Consider the following 17800-nt stretch of genomic DNA (forward strand, 5'->3'; position numbering starts at 1 on the left):
CGACATTTCAGAAGGGAAGTCTCCAACTTGTATAAGTGGGAGTTCCATACTATAACAAAGAGAAAACTTCAGTGGGAGTATAAATCTCCTTCTGAAGTCGTTAATATTGCAGCACCGCAGGTGATGATTTAACGACATTTCAGAAGGAAAGTCACTTACGTCTATAAGCAGGTGTTACATAATATAACGAATATAAACTTTAGTGAGTGCCATAAATCTCCTTTTGAAGTCGTTAATTAGGCCACTTTAGTGGATTATTAAAGGGAGGTCAAATATGAAAAAAGCAATCAAAATATTATTATGTTCATTGCTAGTTGGCTCAACAATGTCATTTTATGGGTGCGAAAAAAAAGATGAGAAAAGTGTCACAAATAAAGAAAAGCTTCAAAATCTAAACCTGCCCCTAGAAAAAGATGGATTTATCCAATTGGGTGTTTATTTTGATGGCACTAAAGAGGGTTCTGATGTAGGAGTAGTTAAAGATGAGAGACTTATTAATAAAGAAGAACTTATCGGGGAAACTATTATGCAAGAACTTGTAAAAGGGCCTACTGTAAAAAGTGAGCTAAAACCAATACTTCCTAAAGAGACTAGGATATTAAGTTTTTCTATTAAAGATAATATTGCTTATGTTAATTTAAGTAAAGAAGCTAAAATAGATATGACGGAAACAAAAGAAAAAAGCTGTCTAAAAGGGATATCGGCGTCATTAACTCAATTGTCATCTGTAAAGAAAGTAAAGATAACAGTGGAAAATAGGAATATTGATACTATAGGTGGAAATTTTGATATATCAAAGCCTTTTAGTAAAGAGGACCTAATTCCAATTAAAAAATAATAGGTTAGTTGTAAGAAATTCTGAAAGTATATTCGATTTAACAATTTTATGTTGAATGCTAGCGAAATATTTATTAAAATAATGTAATATAACAAAATATAGTATGATTCGGAGGAGAATAGAGAATGAGTTTATATAAAGAGTGGACAGATATGGTGGTTGATTATGTTAAACGTAAAGGAGAACCTGCATTTTGGCATGATTATGGGGAAATAGAAAAACGTGTCTATACAAAATTATTATCAAACCATAAAGATGAAGTTAAGGGTACAATGGACGAGCTTGCAAAATACTTTGATGTATCTAACATATATTTTATGGGATTTGCTGATGGGATAAACGATAGTCTTTTAGACCCTATAAAACTAGAAGAAACTGAAAGTGATACAAAAGTAGATTTCAAAATAGATTTTGAAAAACTTTATTTCAATATGCTAGACGCAAAAGCAGATTATTTATATGAACTTCCACAATGGGAAGGGATTTTTTCAAAAGAAAAAAGAAGAGAAATTCAAATAGCTTATAGAGATTCCAAAATGGTGGTCAATAACGACAAAATCGGAAGAAATGACACTTGCCCCTGCGGAAGTGGGAAAAAATACAAAAAATGCTGTGGGAAATAATATAGTATAATTATGTAAAACAATATATGAATTGTAGTAAATAAAACTTTGCACTTTTGTGGTAAGTTTTATTTATTTTTTTTGCATTTTTTTATAATTTAATCAATTAGATGCTATTCTAATAAAAGGATAAATATATTAATTAACGAAGATATTGTTGGTAAAATAACAATATCTTTCCTGTGGGGGTTGTTTTTTTCAGTCATCGGGGTAATATTATGACTATACTAATCAGAAAGGAGTTTTTTATGTATCAGATCTTTTATAAATTGGATGAAGAAAAACAAAATAGAATTATTAATGCAGGGACGAATATATTTTCTATAAAGGACTATAAACATGCATCAACAGACGATATTGCAGCGGAGGCTAAAATTTCCAAAGGTTCATTATTTCAATATTTTAAGAACAAAAAGTCATTATTTATTTTTTTATATGAATATGCTATGAAGATTTTGGAGAAAAAAGTGTACGAAAAGTTTAATTTTGATGAGAAAGATTATTTTAAAATGCTTACGCAAAGTCTGAATTTTACAATGGTTCTTTTAGAAAAATATCCTTATATGTATAAATTTGTGATTAAAGCGAGTTGCGAAAAAATGCCAGAGATTGCTGACTCAATGAAAGAAATCAATGATAAAATCGAAGAAAAAATGTATAAGCAAATGTTTGAAAAAATCGATTTAAATAAGTTCAAAGATGGCACGGATATTGAAAAGCTAAATAAAATGATTGGATGGTGTTCAGAAGGAATCTGGAACGAAGGTGTTAAAAATCATTCAAGTATGAGCGAAATGTATGAACAGGCACTTGATATTTATGATTTTTATAAAAATGCAGTATACAAGGAGGAATATCTATAATTAACAATATAATTGTATCAAGATTACAGGGGGGATTATTAATGAATGCTATTGAAATCAAAAATTTGACTAAAAGTTATGGTAAAGCAAGAGGTATTACAAATGTAAGTTTTAATGTTGAACAAGGAGAAATCTTTGGTTTTATTGGACCTAACGGTGCAGGTAAATCAACAACGATAAGAACGTTATTATCTCTGATTTATCCTACTAGTGGTAGTGCTACAATTTTCGGTAAAGACTGTATAGAATTTGGTCCTGAGATAAGGAAGGAAATAGGATATTTACCGTCAGAAATTTTTTATTATGATAATATGAAAGTTATTGATTTACTAAAGTATTCTGCTAGTTTTTACAAGAAAGATTGTAGCAAAAGAATTACAGAACTAGCTGAGATAATGGATCTTGACCTCAATAAGAAAATTGATGATTTATCTTTTGGGAATAAAAAGAAAGTGGGTATTGTTCAAGGCCTGCTACACTCACCTAAACTTATTATACTTGATGAGCCCACTAGTGGACTTGACCCGCTTATGCAACAAAAATTCTTTGAGCTTCTTGAGGAGGAGAACAAAAAAGGTGCAACAATTTTACTTTCTTCTCATATTTTAAGTGAGGTCCAGAGGCTATGCAATCGTGTTGCAATTATTAAAGAGGGGAAAATAATAAAGGTTGATAAGATTAGTACATTACAAGAAAGTAACCATAAAAAAATTAAAATTGAGGTAAAATCAAAAATAGATGATAATTATTTTAAAATCAGTGGAGTCGCCAATTTAGATATAAAGGATAATGTAGTAAGCTTTTTGTTTAGTGGTAATATTAATTTTATTATGAAAAAGATTTCGGAAATAGAAATAAGTAATCTTTGGATTGAAGAGCCAGACCTCGAAGAGATCTTTATGCATTACTATGAAAAGGAGGACTAAAAGCTATGAATATGTTTCTTCATGAATTAAAGACTTATAGGAAATCCACTATTATATGGACTTGTTCTTTAATAACACTTGTTATTCTTTTCTTATCAATGTTCCCCGCTTTTTCAAAGGAAGCTGAGGCATTTAAAGAAATAATGAAAGGATTTCCAGAGCCGGTAAGAAAAGCAATGGGATTCTCTGTAGATAGTATGTCTTCTATTTTAGGGTTTTACTCCTATATGTTTTTATATACAACACTTTGTGGTGCCATTCAAGCTATGGATCTAGGAACCTCCATTATATCAAAGGAAGTTGGCGCAAAAACAGCAGATTTTCTTTTAACTAGGCCTGTTACTCGCAGGGCGATTATGACATCAAAGCTAATGGCTGCATTAACCTGCCTTGTAATTACTAATATAATCTACTTGTTAGCTTCTAGCATTATGGTGTCCATTGTTTCAACAAAAGACTATAGTTACAAGCTATTTTTTATGATTTCTATTACATTGTTTTTCGTTCAGATTATGTTTCTTGCTTTGGGGATTATAATTTCAGTTGTGATGCCAAAGATTAAATCGGTGCTACCTATTTCCCTTGGTACTGTATTTACATTTTTCATTATTGGTATGTTTGCAGCTACATCGGGAGATGCTGCCATGCGTTACGTTACTCCTTTTAAGTATTTTGACGCAAATTACATCATGAAAAATTCAAGTTATGAGGTTTCATTTAGTATAATAGGAATAGGATTTATTGCTTTTGCAATTACTGCCAGCTATTTTATATATTCTAAAAAAGATGTTCATGCTGCTTAGATATGTTAACACTTAATATTTATTAATGAATGATACGAGGGGGTTAGTTTATGAATGTATTTATTGTAGAGATGAGGGCCCATAGAAAAGGGCTTATTATATGGGCTTTTGGTATTTTATTTATGGTTATTGCTGGTATGGGCAAATATGTTGCATTATCAGCCTCAGGTCAGTCAATGAATGATTTATTTGATCAAATGCCAAAATCTATGCAAACAATCTTTGGTATAGGTAGTTTTGATTTGTCAAAGGCTAGTGGTTATTATGGAATGCTCTTTTTATATTTAGCGCTTATGGCAACTATTCATGCTGCTATGCTTGGGGCTGATATAATTTCAAAAGAAGAGAGAGATAAAACTGCAGAGTTTCTACTTTCAAAACCTATTTCAAGAAATAAAATCATAACATCAAAACTATTGGCAGCCTTTGTGAATGTTTTAATATTTAATATTATTACTTTGGTTTCTTCGATCATTGTGGTAGGGAAATACAGTAAAGGGGAAGCAGTAACCACAGAGATAGTAATCTTAATGAGCGGAATGTTTGTTTTGCAGCTTATATTTATGTTTATTGGCACGGCCATAGCTGCAATAAGCGAAAATCCAAAGACTGCAACATCAATATCTACAGCAGTTCTTTTAATAACGTATATATTATCTATGGCAATAGACTTAAGCGGTAAATTTAAAAATCTTAAATACTTTACACCATTCAAATATTATGAAGCTAAGAATTTGATTAATGGTGGTGGTTTTCAATTGAGTTTTGTAGTTTTATCAATTATAATTATTTCAGCAACCATAAGCATCACATATGTGTTTTATAAGAAAAGAGACTTGAGCATATAGAATGCCATTCGAATTTTAGTTATAACATGGGGGTTTATCCATGTTATTTGTTTTTAACGACATTCCAGCTCCGCAGGAGATGATTTAATGAGAATTCAGAAGATGGATAGCTGCGCAGGTAATGATTTGGTTTGTAATTTTAAAATATGTCATGCAATCTTATATTATATTTATGAAAAATGTAATATAAGTGAAATAAGGAGAGCTAAAAATGAATATAACTATAATTTGTGTAGGAAAAATAAAAGAAAAATATTTAAAAAGTGCTATAGATGAATATACAAAAAGATTATCTAGATATTGTAAACTTAATATAATTGAATTAAGTGATGAAAAAACTCCTGATAATGCCTCTGAAAAAGAAGAGATTATAATAAAAGATAAAGAAGGCGACGCAATAATAAGAAGCATAAAGGATAATATGTTTGTAATTGCTCTAGAGCTAAATGGAAAGACGTTATCCTCAGTGGAGTTGTCCAATTATATAAGGGATTTAGGTATAAGAGGTGACAGTAATATAGCTTTTGTTATTGGAGGTTCATTGGGACTATCTAAGGCTGTTTTAGAAAGAGCTAATTATAAATTATGCTTTTCAAAGATGACTTTTCCACATCAATTATTTAGAGTAATGCTATTGGAACAGGTTTATAGAGGGTTTAGAATAATAAGTGGGGAACCGTACCATAAGTAATGTAGAATTTATTTGTGGAAGTTCACCTTGCTTAATACGAGCTTATCGAACTTGCTAGATGTATTCTTAAAGTTATCCACAACCATAGTATGAAACCTCCACTTTATCAACATTTTATTCATATTAGTATACAGTCATTTGTCATCTCCAACTAATATTATTTAGAATATGGATAAATATATCTATGCCAGTACTCTTAAATGCTGCATATATTATATGGAACAAATAATTTGTTTTAATTATTTGTCCCATGTTTATAGTTGTCTAGTATTAATGGAGATGAGAAAATGGACAAGAACAACATTTTTTTAAAAATATATGGAATATCTGGAATATTGGGCATCCTTTCTAAAATATTCACAAGCATACAAACTTCATATACTATACTTTTGGTGCTTATTAGCTTAGATACTATTACAGGAATATATACTGCTATAAAATATAAAAGGTTTTCAAGTGTGGGACTACGTAAATTCACTAAAAAAGTTAGCACTTATACACTTTCCATAATTACAGTTAAATTGTTAGAGAATATTATAGTTCCAATAGTAAATACAAGCATGTTATCTCAAATTGTTATAGCTTTTCTAGCAATTACAGAGAGTATAAGTATTTTAGAAAATCTAACATTAGTCGGAGTGCCTATACCTTCTAATTTTTTACCTTTATTGATTAAGACCTTAAAGATACCAGGATTAAATAATTTGTTGGAAGATTCGAAACACAACAAGGAAGAATCCTCTGCTATTGATGATATTGATGATATAGTAAATTATCAAATTCCTACTTTTGAGGATAAATATATGAGGATGTTTTTAGAAATTAAATATGATGTATGGAAGTCTATTATTAATCAAATCATGCTTATAAATGAAACTATTCAGGATAATCCAGATATTTTGTTTTGTAAGATACTATCATTAGTAGAGTTAGGCATTAACGATACGAATAAGAGATGGGTAGAAGAGAAAATTCCAATTAAATATATTGAAAAAATATCGCAAGAACATCAGTCTAAAATAGATAAGTGCATAGAGAAGCTAAAAATCATTTGTTACTCTGAGAAAACTACAGGGGAGAAAAAAGATCAGATTATTGATTGTATTCTAATAGCTTTATATCAAACAATAATTGATGCACGTAAAATGATATAATAATAAATCCTAGCTTCATTTGAATTCTAGGATTTATTATTAGTATAATTACTACTATAAATAGAATAGAAGGGAGGGATTATTATAGATGAGTCACAATTATTAAAAGGCATTTTAGAAGGTAGCGTATTAAGCATTATTTTTCAGGGTGAAACTTACGATAAAAATATTATGAGGATTTTAAAAAAGTGTATTAAAGGACTAAAAAATGAAAATTAGTGAGGTGTGATTATGCTAAAAGTTATTGTTGTTGGAGGAGGACCTGCTGGTATCATGGCAGCTATCAGTGCAGCAAAAAATAGTGAAGTTATATTAATAGAAAGAAACAAAGAAATTGGTGCAAAGCTAAAACTTACGGGTGGAGGCAGATGCAATATTACAAATAATAGAGATATAGAGGAATTTTTTGATAAGATAGTAAGTAATAAGAAATTTCTATATAGCGCTCTTTATACATTTTCAAATAATCAACTTTTAGAATACTTTAAAGGAATTGGATTAGAATATAAGGAGGAGCTTGACCAAAAGATATATACCAAAAGTAATAGGGCCGATGAAGTTATAGAATTACTGAAAAATGATTTAGAAAGAAATAATGTTAAGATTATGTATAACAGTAAGGTTCAAGGGTTGATAGTTGAAGATGGACAAATTAAAGGTGTAGTAACGGATGATGGCAAGCGGATTTTAGGCGAAAAGGTAATTGTTACAACAGGAGGAAAGAGCTACCCAGGTTCTGGTTCAGATGGTTCTATGTTTGAAGTATTAAGTAAATGTGGACACACTATAACACCTTTATACGCAGCATTAATCCCATTAGTTATAAAGGAAGAGTTTGTTAAGAGTTTACAAGGCGTTGCAATGAAGGATGTTGTAGTTTCAGCTAAGATTAAAAAGAAGAGTATAGAAAAGTTTGGTGATATGATATTCACTCATTTTGGAATATCAGGACCAGCAGTGTTAAAGCTTTCATCTTATATAAGCAAAGCTTTAGGAGAGGGAGAAGTACAAGTTACTTTAGATTTTTTAAGAAATAAGTCTAAGGAGGAAATATCAGAGATTATGTGGAGCAATCCAAATAAGACTGTACTTAATAATTTAAAAGGCATTCTTCCACAAAATTACTTGAAAGAAATATTTGATATGTTAGGAGTAACAGAGGTTAAGATTAATGACTTAAAGAAGACTGATGAGAATAAGATAATTACTTATATGAAGGAAATGAAACTAACAGTTAGAGAAACTTTATCGATTAAAGCAGCTCAAGTAACTTCAGGTGGAGTTAAAGTTAAAGAAATAAATGCTTCAACTATGGAATCAAAACTTATAAAAAATCTTTATTTTGCAGGAGAAGTTATGGATATTGATGCTGAGACAGGTGGATATAATCTTCAAATGGCATTTTCTACAGGATACTTAGCGGGAAGCAATTAAGCACAGAAGGGTACATGTAATACTTTTTCATGCAATTTTATTGACAAGAAAATACTTCGGTGATAGAATTAAAATATAATTCGTAACAAGAACTAATTCGGAGGAAGTTTATGGATATAAACAAAATAGAGCAAATTATTTTTAATCATATTGATGAGTTTAAGGTTTTGTTTTTTCCAGAACAGTGGAGTGATATATTCTTAGATTTTTCTAAGAATGAAATATTAGCATTATTATTCTTGCATCGAAAAAAGAATGCTAATATGACGGAAATAGCAGAGTACATAAATGCTCCATTAAATACTGCCACAGGGGTTATCGCTAGATTAGAAAAAAAGCTAATGGTAGAAAGAATAAGAAGTGCAGAGGATAGAAGAATAGTTTTAATAACCCTTACAGAGATTGCTAATGCAGTGATTGAGAAGGAAAAGGCTATGATTGTTAAATATTTTATTGAGATTTACGGAAAGCTTACCGAGGAGGAAATTTCTTCAGCTCTAAGTATTTATAACAAAGTACTGGGAGTTTTTAAGGGAATTAAGAATCCAGTTAAAGAAGAGATTCCTGTTAAAAAATTAAGAAAAATAATTATTGAATAGCTCAGTAAACCTGAGTTATTTTAAGAAGAAATACTTCGTTAAAAGAACTATTCAATTAAAGAATTAAAATTAGGAGGGATGATATGAAAAGAATAATTATTTTTACTGGAAAAGGTGGAGTTGGTAAAACAAGCACCGCAGCAGCTCATGCACTTAAGGCTTCAATAGAGGGAATAAAAACTTTAATTGTTAGCACTGATATGGCACATAACTTGAGTGATATTTTTATGCAACAAATAAAGAATGAGCCTACAGAAATACGGGAAAATTTATGGGGGCTTGAAATTGATCCTAATTATGAAATGGAGAATTATTATGGGAGTATTCAAGCTGCTTTTAAAAAAATGATGGTTTTTAAAGATGAAGAGCAAGCAGAAAGTTTTGAGGATATTGTTGTGTTTCCAGGAATGGAAGAGCTATTTTGTCTTTTGAAAATTAAAGATTTATATGACAAAGGTACTTATGACCTAATAATTGTGGATAGTGCACCCACAGGAGAGACCATATCCCTTTTAAAATTTCCAGAGCTTATGAGTTGGTACATGGAGAAATTATTTCCCATTGGAAAGGTTGCAATGAAAGTGCTCAGACCTATCTCTAAAATAGCATTTAAAATAGAAATGCCTGATAAGCAAGCTATGAATGATATTGAAAAACTTTATATAATGCTAACAGATCTTCAAAACTTATTTAAGGATAGAGAGAGTTGCAGTATAAGATTGGTTACAATTCCTGAAAAAATGGTTATTGAAGAGACCAAGAGAAATTACATGTATTTAAATCTTTATAATTTTAATGTAGATGCAATATATATTAACAGGATAATACCCCAGGATATAGGTAATGAATTTTTTGATGAGTGGAAATGCATTCAAGGAAAGTACATGGAAGAAATAGATTCAGTATTTTTGAATTTACTGAGGTTCAAAATTAAATGGTATGAGGTAGATATTAATGGAATTTGCGGCTTAGAAAGGATAGTTGTGGATTCTCTGAATGTTAAGGATATATTTAAGGTTCAAAAAATAACCTTTAACGAGAAATTTGAAAAGGTTGAGGGTGGTTATAAGCTTCAAGTTTATGTGCCCTTTGGAGATAAAAAAGACTTAGAACTGTATGAAACTGGTTCCGATATATCCATAAAAATAGGTAATTTTAAGAGGAATATTCCTTGTCCAAATTCACTGAGAAAGTACTCAATAAGTAAAGCTGATTTTAATGAGGATTATCTATCTATTTATTTTGATGAGAAGGTGGATTAGATGAATGGTGAAATAATTAAAAAATTGATAAGAATAGAAAAACTTAAATATGAGGTTATAAAAGATGTTTTGCCAGAAAAAATCTTGCACAAGATCAATAACTTTGAGAAGGAAGCAATTATCCTTATTAAGGATATTGGATTGGATCTTATTAACGAGGGTTGTGAAAAAGCGGAAGAGGAAGCAAACCAAGAGATTAAAAAGGTTAAAGTAGATTTTTTATAATTGAATTGGAGGGATTAAAATGAGAATTATTTTATATACAGGAAAAGGTGGAGTTGGAAAAACTAGTGTCGCATCAGCCACAGCCTGCCAGATTGCAAAGCAGGGGAAAAATGTGCTTATAATGAGCACTGATCAGGCTCATAGTCTTTCCGATGCCTTCGGTGTAAAGCTATCGAATACACCTACCCAAATTTCAGAAAATTTAGAAGCTATAGAGGTGGATGCTCTTATTGAAAATGAAGCTATTTGGGGGAATATCAAAGGCTATATAGAAAAATTGATGCTTTTAAAAAATGCAAAAACCATTGAGGTTGAAGAATTACTGGTTTTCCCAGGGTTCGAGGATCTGATCTCCTTACTTAAAATTAAACAGATTAATGATGAAAATAACTATGAGGTGTTAATAGTTGATTGTGCTCCTACTGGCGAAACTATGTCGCTTTTGAAGTTTCCAGAGCTTTTCAAGTGGTGGATGGACAAAATTTTTCCTATGAAAAGAAAGATGGCAAAAATTGCAAAGCCAATAATTGAGCATACAGTAAAGATTCCGCTTCCTGATGAGAGAACTTTTGATGAAATAGAAATGCTATATAAGAAAATTGATGAACTCCATAAGTTAATGCTCCAAAAGGATAAGGTAAGCCTTAGAATAGTTACTACTCCAGAAAAGATTGTTATCAAGGAAGCTAAAAGAAATTTTTCTTATTTGCATCTCTATGATTTTAATGTAGACGCAATTATTGTAAATAAAATAATTTCAGAAGAGGGAGGGAAAGGATATTTCGAAAAATGGATGAAGCTTCAAAGTGAAAATCTTAAGGAGATAAGTGAAAGTTTTAGCCCGGTACCAATTTTCAAAACTGAGTTAATGCATAGCGAGGTTAGGAATTATGAGGTCCTATTAAATATGGGAGAAAGTATATTTAAAGAAGTTTCTGCAGACAAAGTGCTCTTTAAAGACAAAATTTTTGAAATTGAAAAATCAAGTACAGATGAAAGCTATTATTTAAATATCAATATGCCTTTTGTAGATAAAAATGAATTAAATTTACTTCAAAATGGAGATGAAATTAGTATTTCCATTAAAAATGAAAAACGAAATTTTGTACTTCCACAAAAATTACAATCAAAGGAAATCATTAAAGCCGGTTACAAGGATGGGAAATTAAGAATACAATTTAATTTTAGGGAGCAAAAAGTGAAATATATTTAGTAGATATAAGAAGTTCTGATTATCTTAAAATCAATATTTTAGCTAGGGTAGCAGGTATAATTCGTTATATGTGATAATAACTCATAATTTGGTGGAAGTCACCCAATTATGAGTTATAAAAGTGTTATTTAATAGGAACACATATGTCAAATTGTCCATTATTCATAAATCTCTCGTCGTACAATTCTAGTAGGGGTCTACAATCAAATTCATACGAAGAGGATGGAATGAACTTTTCAAATACATCATTGTAAAATGCACCTAAATCTTTTATAGCTCCACTATAAGTATACACCATGTACTTACCCTCTGGGACAACCTTTGTTACCATACCTTCAGGTACATCAGAAAAGCTGTCTACTTCGGCGCAAGCAGTATAGTTGAACCTACCTTCTGAATCCATTCCACAATTTCCATAATCACATATACCATAATACAGCATGGACTTGCTTTTTTGCTTTATGTCTCCGCAGTTTTTGTTAAATGATTCCCAAAGAGTAGCAATTTCACTATTACTATTGTTTCCAAAATAAGGTATACCTACAGACTTAAATCCTTCAAAGCTTACTATTTTTTCTTCCATAATTATTGCCTCCATCCATTTATTTGATATCACAATTATATCAGGGAATCCTTGCCAACAGTATGTCAGGAATTATGTAGCCCTATATAAATTTGAAATTATATTTGTTTTTCTAATTATGTACGATCTAAGCTCTATAGGCTCTAAAACCTCAATTCTATCACTTAAAGGGAAAATTACATTGGAGGCAGTTTGAAAACTTATCATGTCGATATCATAAAACCAATTATCATTAACTTTCATGGAAGAGAGTACACAAAAGCCTTCAAGGGTCTGCTTCTTTTCCTCATAGAATTTAATTTTAACAGGGTATGAAGCGTGGTTTACTTTGAGGTAGGATTGTCTCACAAATTGATGCTTACTATTTTCCCAAAACTTTCCCAGGTTAAAGTTCTCATCCATGCTGAAGCTTTCATCTAGAACTTCAATACTTTCAATTCTGCTACATTTAAAAATTCTAATCTCGTTTTTTAATTCACAAAACGCTACCACATACCAATCAGAATTTTTTACCACCGCACCATAAGGTCTTAGAATCCTCTCGGATACTTCTCCATCAAATTTTTTATAGTGAACTTTTAACTTCTTTAAATTAAGCACTGACTTTTTAATTATATCTACATTCTGATTTTGTATTCGCGTGCCCCACCAAGGTTGCGAATCAATAAAAAACCTTTCCTTAGCTTTAATAATTTCTTCTCTATGTTCCTTTGATACACTATTTTCAAGCTTAATGACGGCAAGTTTTAGTTGCTGCGACATTTCAGTATTTTTTTCTGAGTGTATACCCATACCTGAAAGCAATAGATTAACTACATCTCCGCTCGCTAGGTTATTAGAATTGATTTTATACCCCTCAACAAAAGAAAAACCTCCACTGGGACCTGGAATTGATAAAATAGGAATACCTGATTCGCACAATATATCCATATCTCTGTATATAGTTCTTTCTGAGGTTTCAAGTATTTTTGATAAATTTCCGGCTTTCATTATTCCTCGTGTATTAAGCAACATAATAATTCCGAGTAGCCTGTGAAGTCTCATGAAATCACATCCTTATTATTAATTTTTCACTAATTAGTGGCCTGTAGGTGGGAGAAAAAAACGTATAATGTTATCGGGGGTGGTGTACTGGAGCTACCTTACTATTTTATATTCTCTATGGATAAATTTAATTTATAATTTCCATATTTTAAAATTTCATCTAACAGTTGTACTATTTCTTCTTGAGAAGATGCAGTTACTTTTAACATATAGCAGCCTTCTCCGCTTATTCTGTTGGCTTCAGTTATTATAGAATTATTATGTATATATGTTTGAAATGCTAAATGGTCAGTTGTTTTCATAAAAACAGTTATGAAACCAGTTAAGGGCTTACCAATTAACGCAGAATTAATTTTTATAGTATAGCATTCAACAACACCTAAATTTTCCATTTTAGTTATTCTGTTTCTAACTGCTTGTCCAGTTAAATGAACTTCTTGGCCAATTTCCTGCCATTGCATACGTGAATTTTTTGTAAGAATATTTAAAATTTGAATATCTGTTTGATCAAGCATAATATATAAAATCCTTTCATGACGAAATTATTTTCACTCTTTTACTTTCTCTAATCAAGTAATTTCTATTATATAATAAATGTATATAAAACAACAGGAGGAATGAACAGTGAAAATTCAATTAATTCGTCATGCTACCTTAATATTATCTGTAAATAATAAGAGAATACTTGTAGATCCTGTATTAAGCGAAGCAGGATCTATAGCTCCTATTGGGAATGTACCAAATCAAAAATATAATCCCTTAGTAGAATTACCTATAAGTATCGATGATATTACTAATTGTGATGCTGTACTTGTTACTCATACTCATAGGGACCACTTTGATGATGCGGCAGCAAAATTACTTCCTAAAAGCATTCCAATATTCTGCCAACCAGAAGATGAAATGAAATTGAAATCCTATGGGTTTACTGATGTATACGCAATTCAGGATAATTATACTTGGAATAATATAATTTTTAATAGAACTAAAGGAAAACATGGTCACGGTGTTCTTGCTATGAAAATGGCACCAGTATCTGGTTTTGTTATTTCTTTAAAAGGCGAAATTCCTGTCTATATTGCGGGGGATACAGTATGGTGCACGGAAGTTGAAAAGTCTATAGAAAACTTTAAACCTGGAATAGTTGTTTGCAATTGTGGTGGTGCACAATTTAAATATGGAAAACCTATTACTATGACAACAAAAGATTTACATGAATTATGCCGTAGATATGAAAATATAAAGATTGTTGCTGTACACATGGAGGCATGGAATCATTGCAGATTATCAAGAAAGGGCTTGAAGTGTTATTTAAGTGCTAATAGTATTAGTATTAATGTATCTATACCCGAAGATGGAGAAGTATTATCTTTTAAAAGTTAAAGGCTCCCATTATAAAGTAGTTTAAAAGAATATTATCATTTTGTTTTAAGACCGCCAATGATCATTAAAGCGCTTGCAATTAATAGTATTGGTGTCGCAAACCAATCAGATAATGGCATACTTAACGATTGTTCAGCAATCGTATATTTATGATTGTTGAGCTATTTATGAAGGATGCGACATAAATAGCTCAAAGATTATGCTAATAATCCCCCAGTTTATTTCTTTATCAAAGGTATTTGTAACTCGGTAAGCCATTCATCTTCGCTTTCTTTATTCCAAATACCATCGATATAGTTTTCTCGTGGACTGTCAACAACTATATATCCATTATCTTCAGTCCACTTAAAAGCAAATGCATACGCCTTTGCAAGCCCAGCATATGCACCCTTGTGCATAATGGAAACTGCAGATACACTTTCAATCTTCTTAAATTTAATATCGCCAGTTTCTTTACCCATTTTGTCTACCGCTTCGCAGAATTCAATGTTAATATCTTTATCTTTGTATTCATTGTCAATATACTTGATGAAGCAGTACTCAGGAACAGTACATTTTAATTCAGGATTTGCTGCAGTAACCTCTTCTCCGATTGCCGGTATGATCTCAAAATATGAGTCATAACTTGGTACTGTAATCCTCTTTGAATAGACGATACACTCTGGTAGTTCCTTTAAAATCGCTTGATAATTCATGATTAACTCCTCCCCTTTCCCTTGTAATATAAATTCAATTCGAGAGAGCTGTGAATTACTTTCAGCGATAGTATCTTCAATTTCACTTTTTCGTTTTTCCAAAATTAATTCTATACAGTGTCCGGACATGATCAGCTTGATTTCTGTATTTGTCAAGTGAAAACTCCCCCATATTCTAACCCAAAACTCCTCCACCAAAAATTGTAAAAAAATAATATTCCCTCCAAATTAATTATATAGTGAAGGAAAATTTTATTATTGTTTTGCGAGCCATTCTTTAGTTTCCTTTAATCTGTAGGAGTTACCATTCATATTTACTATATATGCCTTATGCGTAAGTCTATCGATCATTGCAGCGGTCATAATAGGGTCTTTAAATATCTCATTCCACCTTTCAAAGGATAAATTTGTGGTTACTATAGTTGATTTTCTACCTGCTCTTAATGATAAGTGACTAAATAAAAGTTCTGAACCTTCTTTATCATAAGAAATATATCCCAATTCATCAGCAATAATTAAATCATATTTATCAAATTTATTTTCAAATGCTCTTAATACTTTCTGAGAACGACTTTCTTTTAATTGGGTGATAAGCGATGATACCGTAATAAAAAGAACTTTATAGCCAGCTAAACAAGCTTTTATTCCAAGGCCAATACTCATGTGGGTCTTGCCTGTCCCAGGATTTCCAGCTAAAATTACATTTTGTCCTGTACTAATAAATCCAAGTGAACTTAACGTCTTTAATTTCTTTTTAGCATCAACTGGTAAATCTTCAACTACAAGATCTTCGATATATTTTTTATAAGGAAACTTTGCTATTCTAATTCTATTTTGTTTACTACTTTCACTTCTTAAAACAGATTCTTTTTCCAATAATTTGTAAAGAAATTCTTCATAGCTTATGTCATTAATGCAAGCATCTTTCGCACCCACCTCAAAGTTATTTTTTATACCTGCAAGTTTAAGATCTATTGCTAATTCTTCAATATCTTTATATAATTTCTTCTTATTTATCATATTATAGCCACCTCATTATTAAAATCTTCCGTTGATATTGGTATTAAAGATTTATACACATCTAGTAAACCGTTAGGTTTAAATTCAACAGTTGAATTTAGTTGGATAACATTATTTTCGATAAAATTAGTATAATCTCTATTACAAATAGACTTTATTTTTTCGGTTGTTATATCCGTAGGATTTATTTTATTTAATAAATTTATTGCATTTAGGACCTTAGAGATATTGCTTTTACCTATAAATAAAAGTAATTCTATAAAATCTTTCTCTTTTTTGTTATAATAGGTATCATAGATGTTTTGAATCCTAGGGTCTGCTTGTAGCATTGCAGTGCTTGAAGCTAATGATCCTGGCTTTCTTTTAAAGGTATTAAGATAATGTTCAAGCTTAATAGACCATTCATAAAATCCTAACTTCCTTTCATGGGAAGCTATTTTTTTACCCTCACTAAAGCAAACAATGTCATTGGAATATATTTTTATGAATATTCTTTTTCCAACATATATATCAGGTACAGAATACCGACAGGTATTCACTGAGAATGTCGAATATTTATCCACTCTAGGTTCTTCTATCCTAGCAGTGTCAAGTTTTGCAATATAAGGCCCCATATGTTGTCTTTCCTCATTAAGAATTTCTTTTGCAGTCTTCATATTTTTTATTTTATGTGGTTGGCTATTCAATTTATCGCATGTTTCCATCAGAAATTTATTAGCTTCTTCTAATGATTTAAAACTATCATTTTTACAAAAAGACTTACGTCGTACTACCTCTACACTTCGCTCGACATGACCTTTTTCATTTCCAGCTCGAGTATTGCAAAACCTAAAATCAAAGCCATAATACATGGACATTTTAAGCAATGCATCCGTAGGTTCTTTCTCAGTAGGTCCTACAAATTTTTTAACTGCAACTCTCATGTTATCATAAACGATTGTTCTATATACTTGTCCTATATGTTCAAAAAACAAAGCATGAGCTTCTTGAAAACACTCTGAATTTTGTTTAGCAAATAACTGTGCATATCTATAATTCCCTTTTGCAGATGTAAATACAGCCATTTGAAATGTTCTATCCACAGCATTAATAGTTAACTTTACTTCCCCCCAATCAAATTCACAAATATCCCCAAGCTCATATTCTGATTTTATAAATGCCTCGGCTCCATTCTCAAGTAATTTATTTATATAGTTACTCACAGTTGGATAACTTATATCGTAATCCTCTTCTTTTAACGCTTCATATATATCAATTTTCTTTTTTTGCTGCTTATGCCTCCCGGCATGCCGTTTTTGTTGGTTTTCTTCAATATACCCCTTTATCTTATTTATAATTTCATCGGTTAATTTTTTCTTTTTTCTATTTATGCAATTGTATTTAGGTTTCTCAACAATACTGTCCTGAAGTTCTCTTATATCATCAATTCCTCCATTAAAATTCAAAATTTCTTGTCTTGCCACTTCGTATTCTTTAACATATTTACTAATGGTTTTTCTATCAATTCCAGTCTCTCTAGCTATGGACCTTTGAGACTTTCCGTTTAGATGTGCCGATATTATGATGTGTTGTTTTTCACTCAATTTAATCATCTCC

20 protein-coding genes are annotated in these 17800 nt (G+C 30.8%); 14 read left to right on the top strand and 6 right to left on the bottom strand.

The genetic code is table 11. The features are described 5' to 3' along the window. Nucleotides 1–274 precede the first annotated feature (274 nt). From ACWJJT_RS11710 to ACWJJT_RS11770, 13 genes are all read left to right on the top strand, one after another. Complete coding sequence (locus tag ACWJJT_RS11710; protein WP_216302110.1) at nt 275–838, top strand: GerMN domain-containing protein; 564 nt, start codon at nt 275–277, stop codon at nt 836–838. 125 nt (nt 839–963) lie between these two features. After that, nucleotides 964–1461 carry an SEC-C metal-binding domain-containing protein gene (locus tag ACWJJT_RS11715; protein WP_216302109.1) on the top strand — a complete coding sequence of 166 codons (498 nt, stop codon included), beginning with the start codon at nt 964–966 and terminating at the stop codon, nt 1459–1461. 248 nt (nt 1462–1709) lie between these two features. Further along, nucleotides 1710–2324: a TetR/AcrR family transcriptional regulator gene (locus ACWJJT_RS11720; protein ID WP_462952643.1), complete on the top strand. Its 615-nt coding sequence runs from the start codon at nt 1710–1712 to the stop codon at nt 2322–2324. A 41-nt stretch (nt 2325–2365) separates the two neighbouring features. Further along, entirely contained in the window at nt 2366–3250 is an 885-nt protein-coding gene (locus ACWJJT_RS11725; RefSeq protein ID WP_216302107.1) for an ABC transporter ATP-binding protein, read from the top strand. A 5-nt stretch (nt 3251–3255) separates the two neighbouring features. Then, on the top strand, nt 3256–4053 hold the full coding sequence (locus ACWJJT_RS11730) for an ABC transporter permease subunit (RefSeq protein WP_462954833.1): 798 nt from the start codon (nt 3256–3258) through the stop codon (nt 4051–4053). A gap of 50 nt (nt 4054–4103) precedes the next feature. Then, complete coding sequence (locus ACWJJT_RS11735) at nt 4104–4901, top strand: ABC transporter permease subunit (RefSeq protein ID WP_462954834.1); 798 nt, start codon at nt 4104–4106, stop codon at nt 4899–4901. A 211-nt stretch (nt 4902–5112) separates the two neighbouring features. After that, nucleotides 5113–5592 carry a 23S rRNA (pseudouridine(1915)-N(3))-methyltransferase RlmH gene (gene rlmH, locus ACWJJT_RS11740; protein ID WP_462954835.1) on the top strand — a complete coding sequence of 160 codons (480 nt, stop codon included), beginning with the start codon at nt 5113–5115 and terminating at the stop codon, nt 5590–5592. A 287-nt stretch (nt 5593–5879) separates the two neighbouring features. Beyond that, on the top strand, nt 5880–6746 hold the full coding sequence (locus tag ACWJJT_RS11745) for a phage holin family protein (RefSeq protein WP_462952646.1): 867 nt from the start codon (nt 5880–5882) through the stop codon (nt 6744–6746). Nucleotides 6747–6977: 231 nt separating this feature from the next. Continuing rightward, on the top strand, nt 6978–8180 hold the full coding sequence (locus ACWJJT_RS11750) for a BaiN/RdsA family NAD(P)/FAD-dependent oxidoreductase (protein ID WP_462954836.1): 1203 nt from the start codon (nt 6978–6980) through the stop codon (nt 8178–8180). A 110-nt stretch (nt 8181–8290) separates the two neighbouring features. Beyond that, complete coding sequence (locus ACWJJT_RS11755; RefSeq protein ID WP_462954837.1) at nt 8291–8779, top strand: MarR family transcriptional regulator; 489 nt, start codon at nt 8291–8293, stop codon at nt 8777–8779. Nucleotides 8780–8862: 83 nt separating this feature from the next. After that, nucleotides 8863–10041 carry an ArsA family ATPase gene (locus ACWJJT_RS11760; protein WP_462954838.1) on the top strand — a complete coding sequence of 393 codons (1179 nt, stop codon included), beginning with the start codon at nt 8863–8865 and terminating at the stop codon, nt 10039–10041. Then, nucleotides 10042–10266, top strand: a complete 225-nt coding sequence (locus tag ACWJJT_RS11765) for a hypothetical protein (RefSeq protein ID WP_216302092.1) — start codon at nt 10042–10044, stop codon at nt 10264–10266. It begins immediately after the preceding gene. Nucleotides 10267–10285: 19 nt separating this feature from the next. Continuing rightward, entirely contained in the window at nt 10286–11479 is a 1194-nt protein-coding gene (locus ACWJJT_RS11770) for an ArsA family ATPase (protein WP_462953422.1), read from the top strand. A gap of 124 nt (nt 11480–11603) precedes the next feature. On the opposite strand, the gene ACWJJT_RS11775 is transcribed toward ACWJJT_RS11770, so the two are convergent. The 3 genes from ACWJJT_RS11775 to ACWJJT_RS11785 all read right to left on the bottom strand — a co-directional run bounded on the left by ACWJJT_RS11775 (nt 11604) and on the right by ACWJJT_RS11785 (nt 13621). Next, nucleotides 11604–12062 carry a GyrI-like domain-containing protein gene (locus ACWJJT_RS11775; protein WP_462954839.1) on the bottom strand — a complete coding sequence of 153 codons (459 nt, stop codon included), beginning with the start codon at nt 12060–12062 and terminating at the stop codon, nt 11604–11606. Between the two features lie 72 nt (nt 12063–12134). Beyond that, nucleotides 12135–13106 (bottom strand): helix-turn-helix transcriptional regulator, encoded by a 972-nt coding sequence (locus ACWJJT_RS11780; RefSeq protein WP_462954840.1) that lies wholly within the window; start codon nt 13104–13106, stop codon nt 12135–12137. A 101-nt stretch (nt 13107–13207) separates the two neighbouring features. After that, nucleotides 13208–13621: an Lrp/AsnC family transcriptional regulator gene (locus ACWJJT_RS11785; protein WP_462954841.1), complete on the bottom strand. Its 414-nt coding sequence runs from the start codon at nt 13619–13621 to the stop codon at nt 13208–13210. A gap of 109 nt (nt 13622–13730) precedes the next feature. Between ACWJJT_RS11785 and ACWJJT_RS11790 the strand changes: the two genes are divergently transcribed. Beyond that, the gene (locus ACWJJT_RS11790) at nt 13731–14489 is read left to right on the top strand and encodes an MBL fold metallo-hydrolase (protein WP_216302087.1); all 759 of its coding nucleotides are present in this window, start codon (nt 13731–13733) and stop codon (nt 14487–14489) included. 218 nt (nt 14490–14707) lie between these two features. Here the strand turns inward: ACWJJT_RS11790 and ACWJJT_RS11795 are convergent, their stop codons facing one another. From ACWJJT_RS11795 to istA, 3 genes are all read right to left on the bottom strand, one after another. Next, nucleotides 14708–15340: a GyrI-like domain-containing protein gene (locus ACWJJT_RS11795; RefSeq protein ID WP_462954842.1), complete on the bottom strand. Its 633-nt coding sequence runs from the start codon at nt 15338–15340 to the stop codon at nt 14708–14710. Between the two features lie 99 nt (nt 15341–15439). After that, nucleotides 15440–16204: an IS21-like element helper ATPase IstB gene (istB, locus tag ACWJJT_RS11800; RefSeq protein WP_253198316.1), complete on the bottom strand. Its 765-nt coding sequence runs from the start codon at nt 16202–16204 to the stop codon at nt 15440–15442. Next, nucleotides 16201–17796, bottom strand: coding sequence for an IS21 family transposase (istA, locus tag ACWJJT_RS11805; RefSeq protein ID WP_462954843.1), 1596 nt, complete (start codon nt 17794–17796; stop codon nt 16201–16203). Before istA ends, istB begins: the two co-directional genes overlap by 4 nt. Between the last annotated feature and the right edge of the window lie 4 nt (nt 17797–17800).

The sequence above is a fragment of the Clostridium sp. CM041 genome (assembly GCF_055081035.1).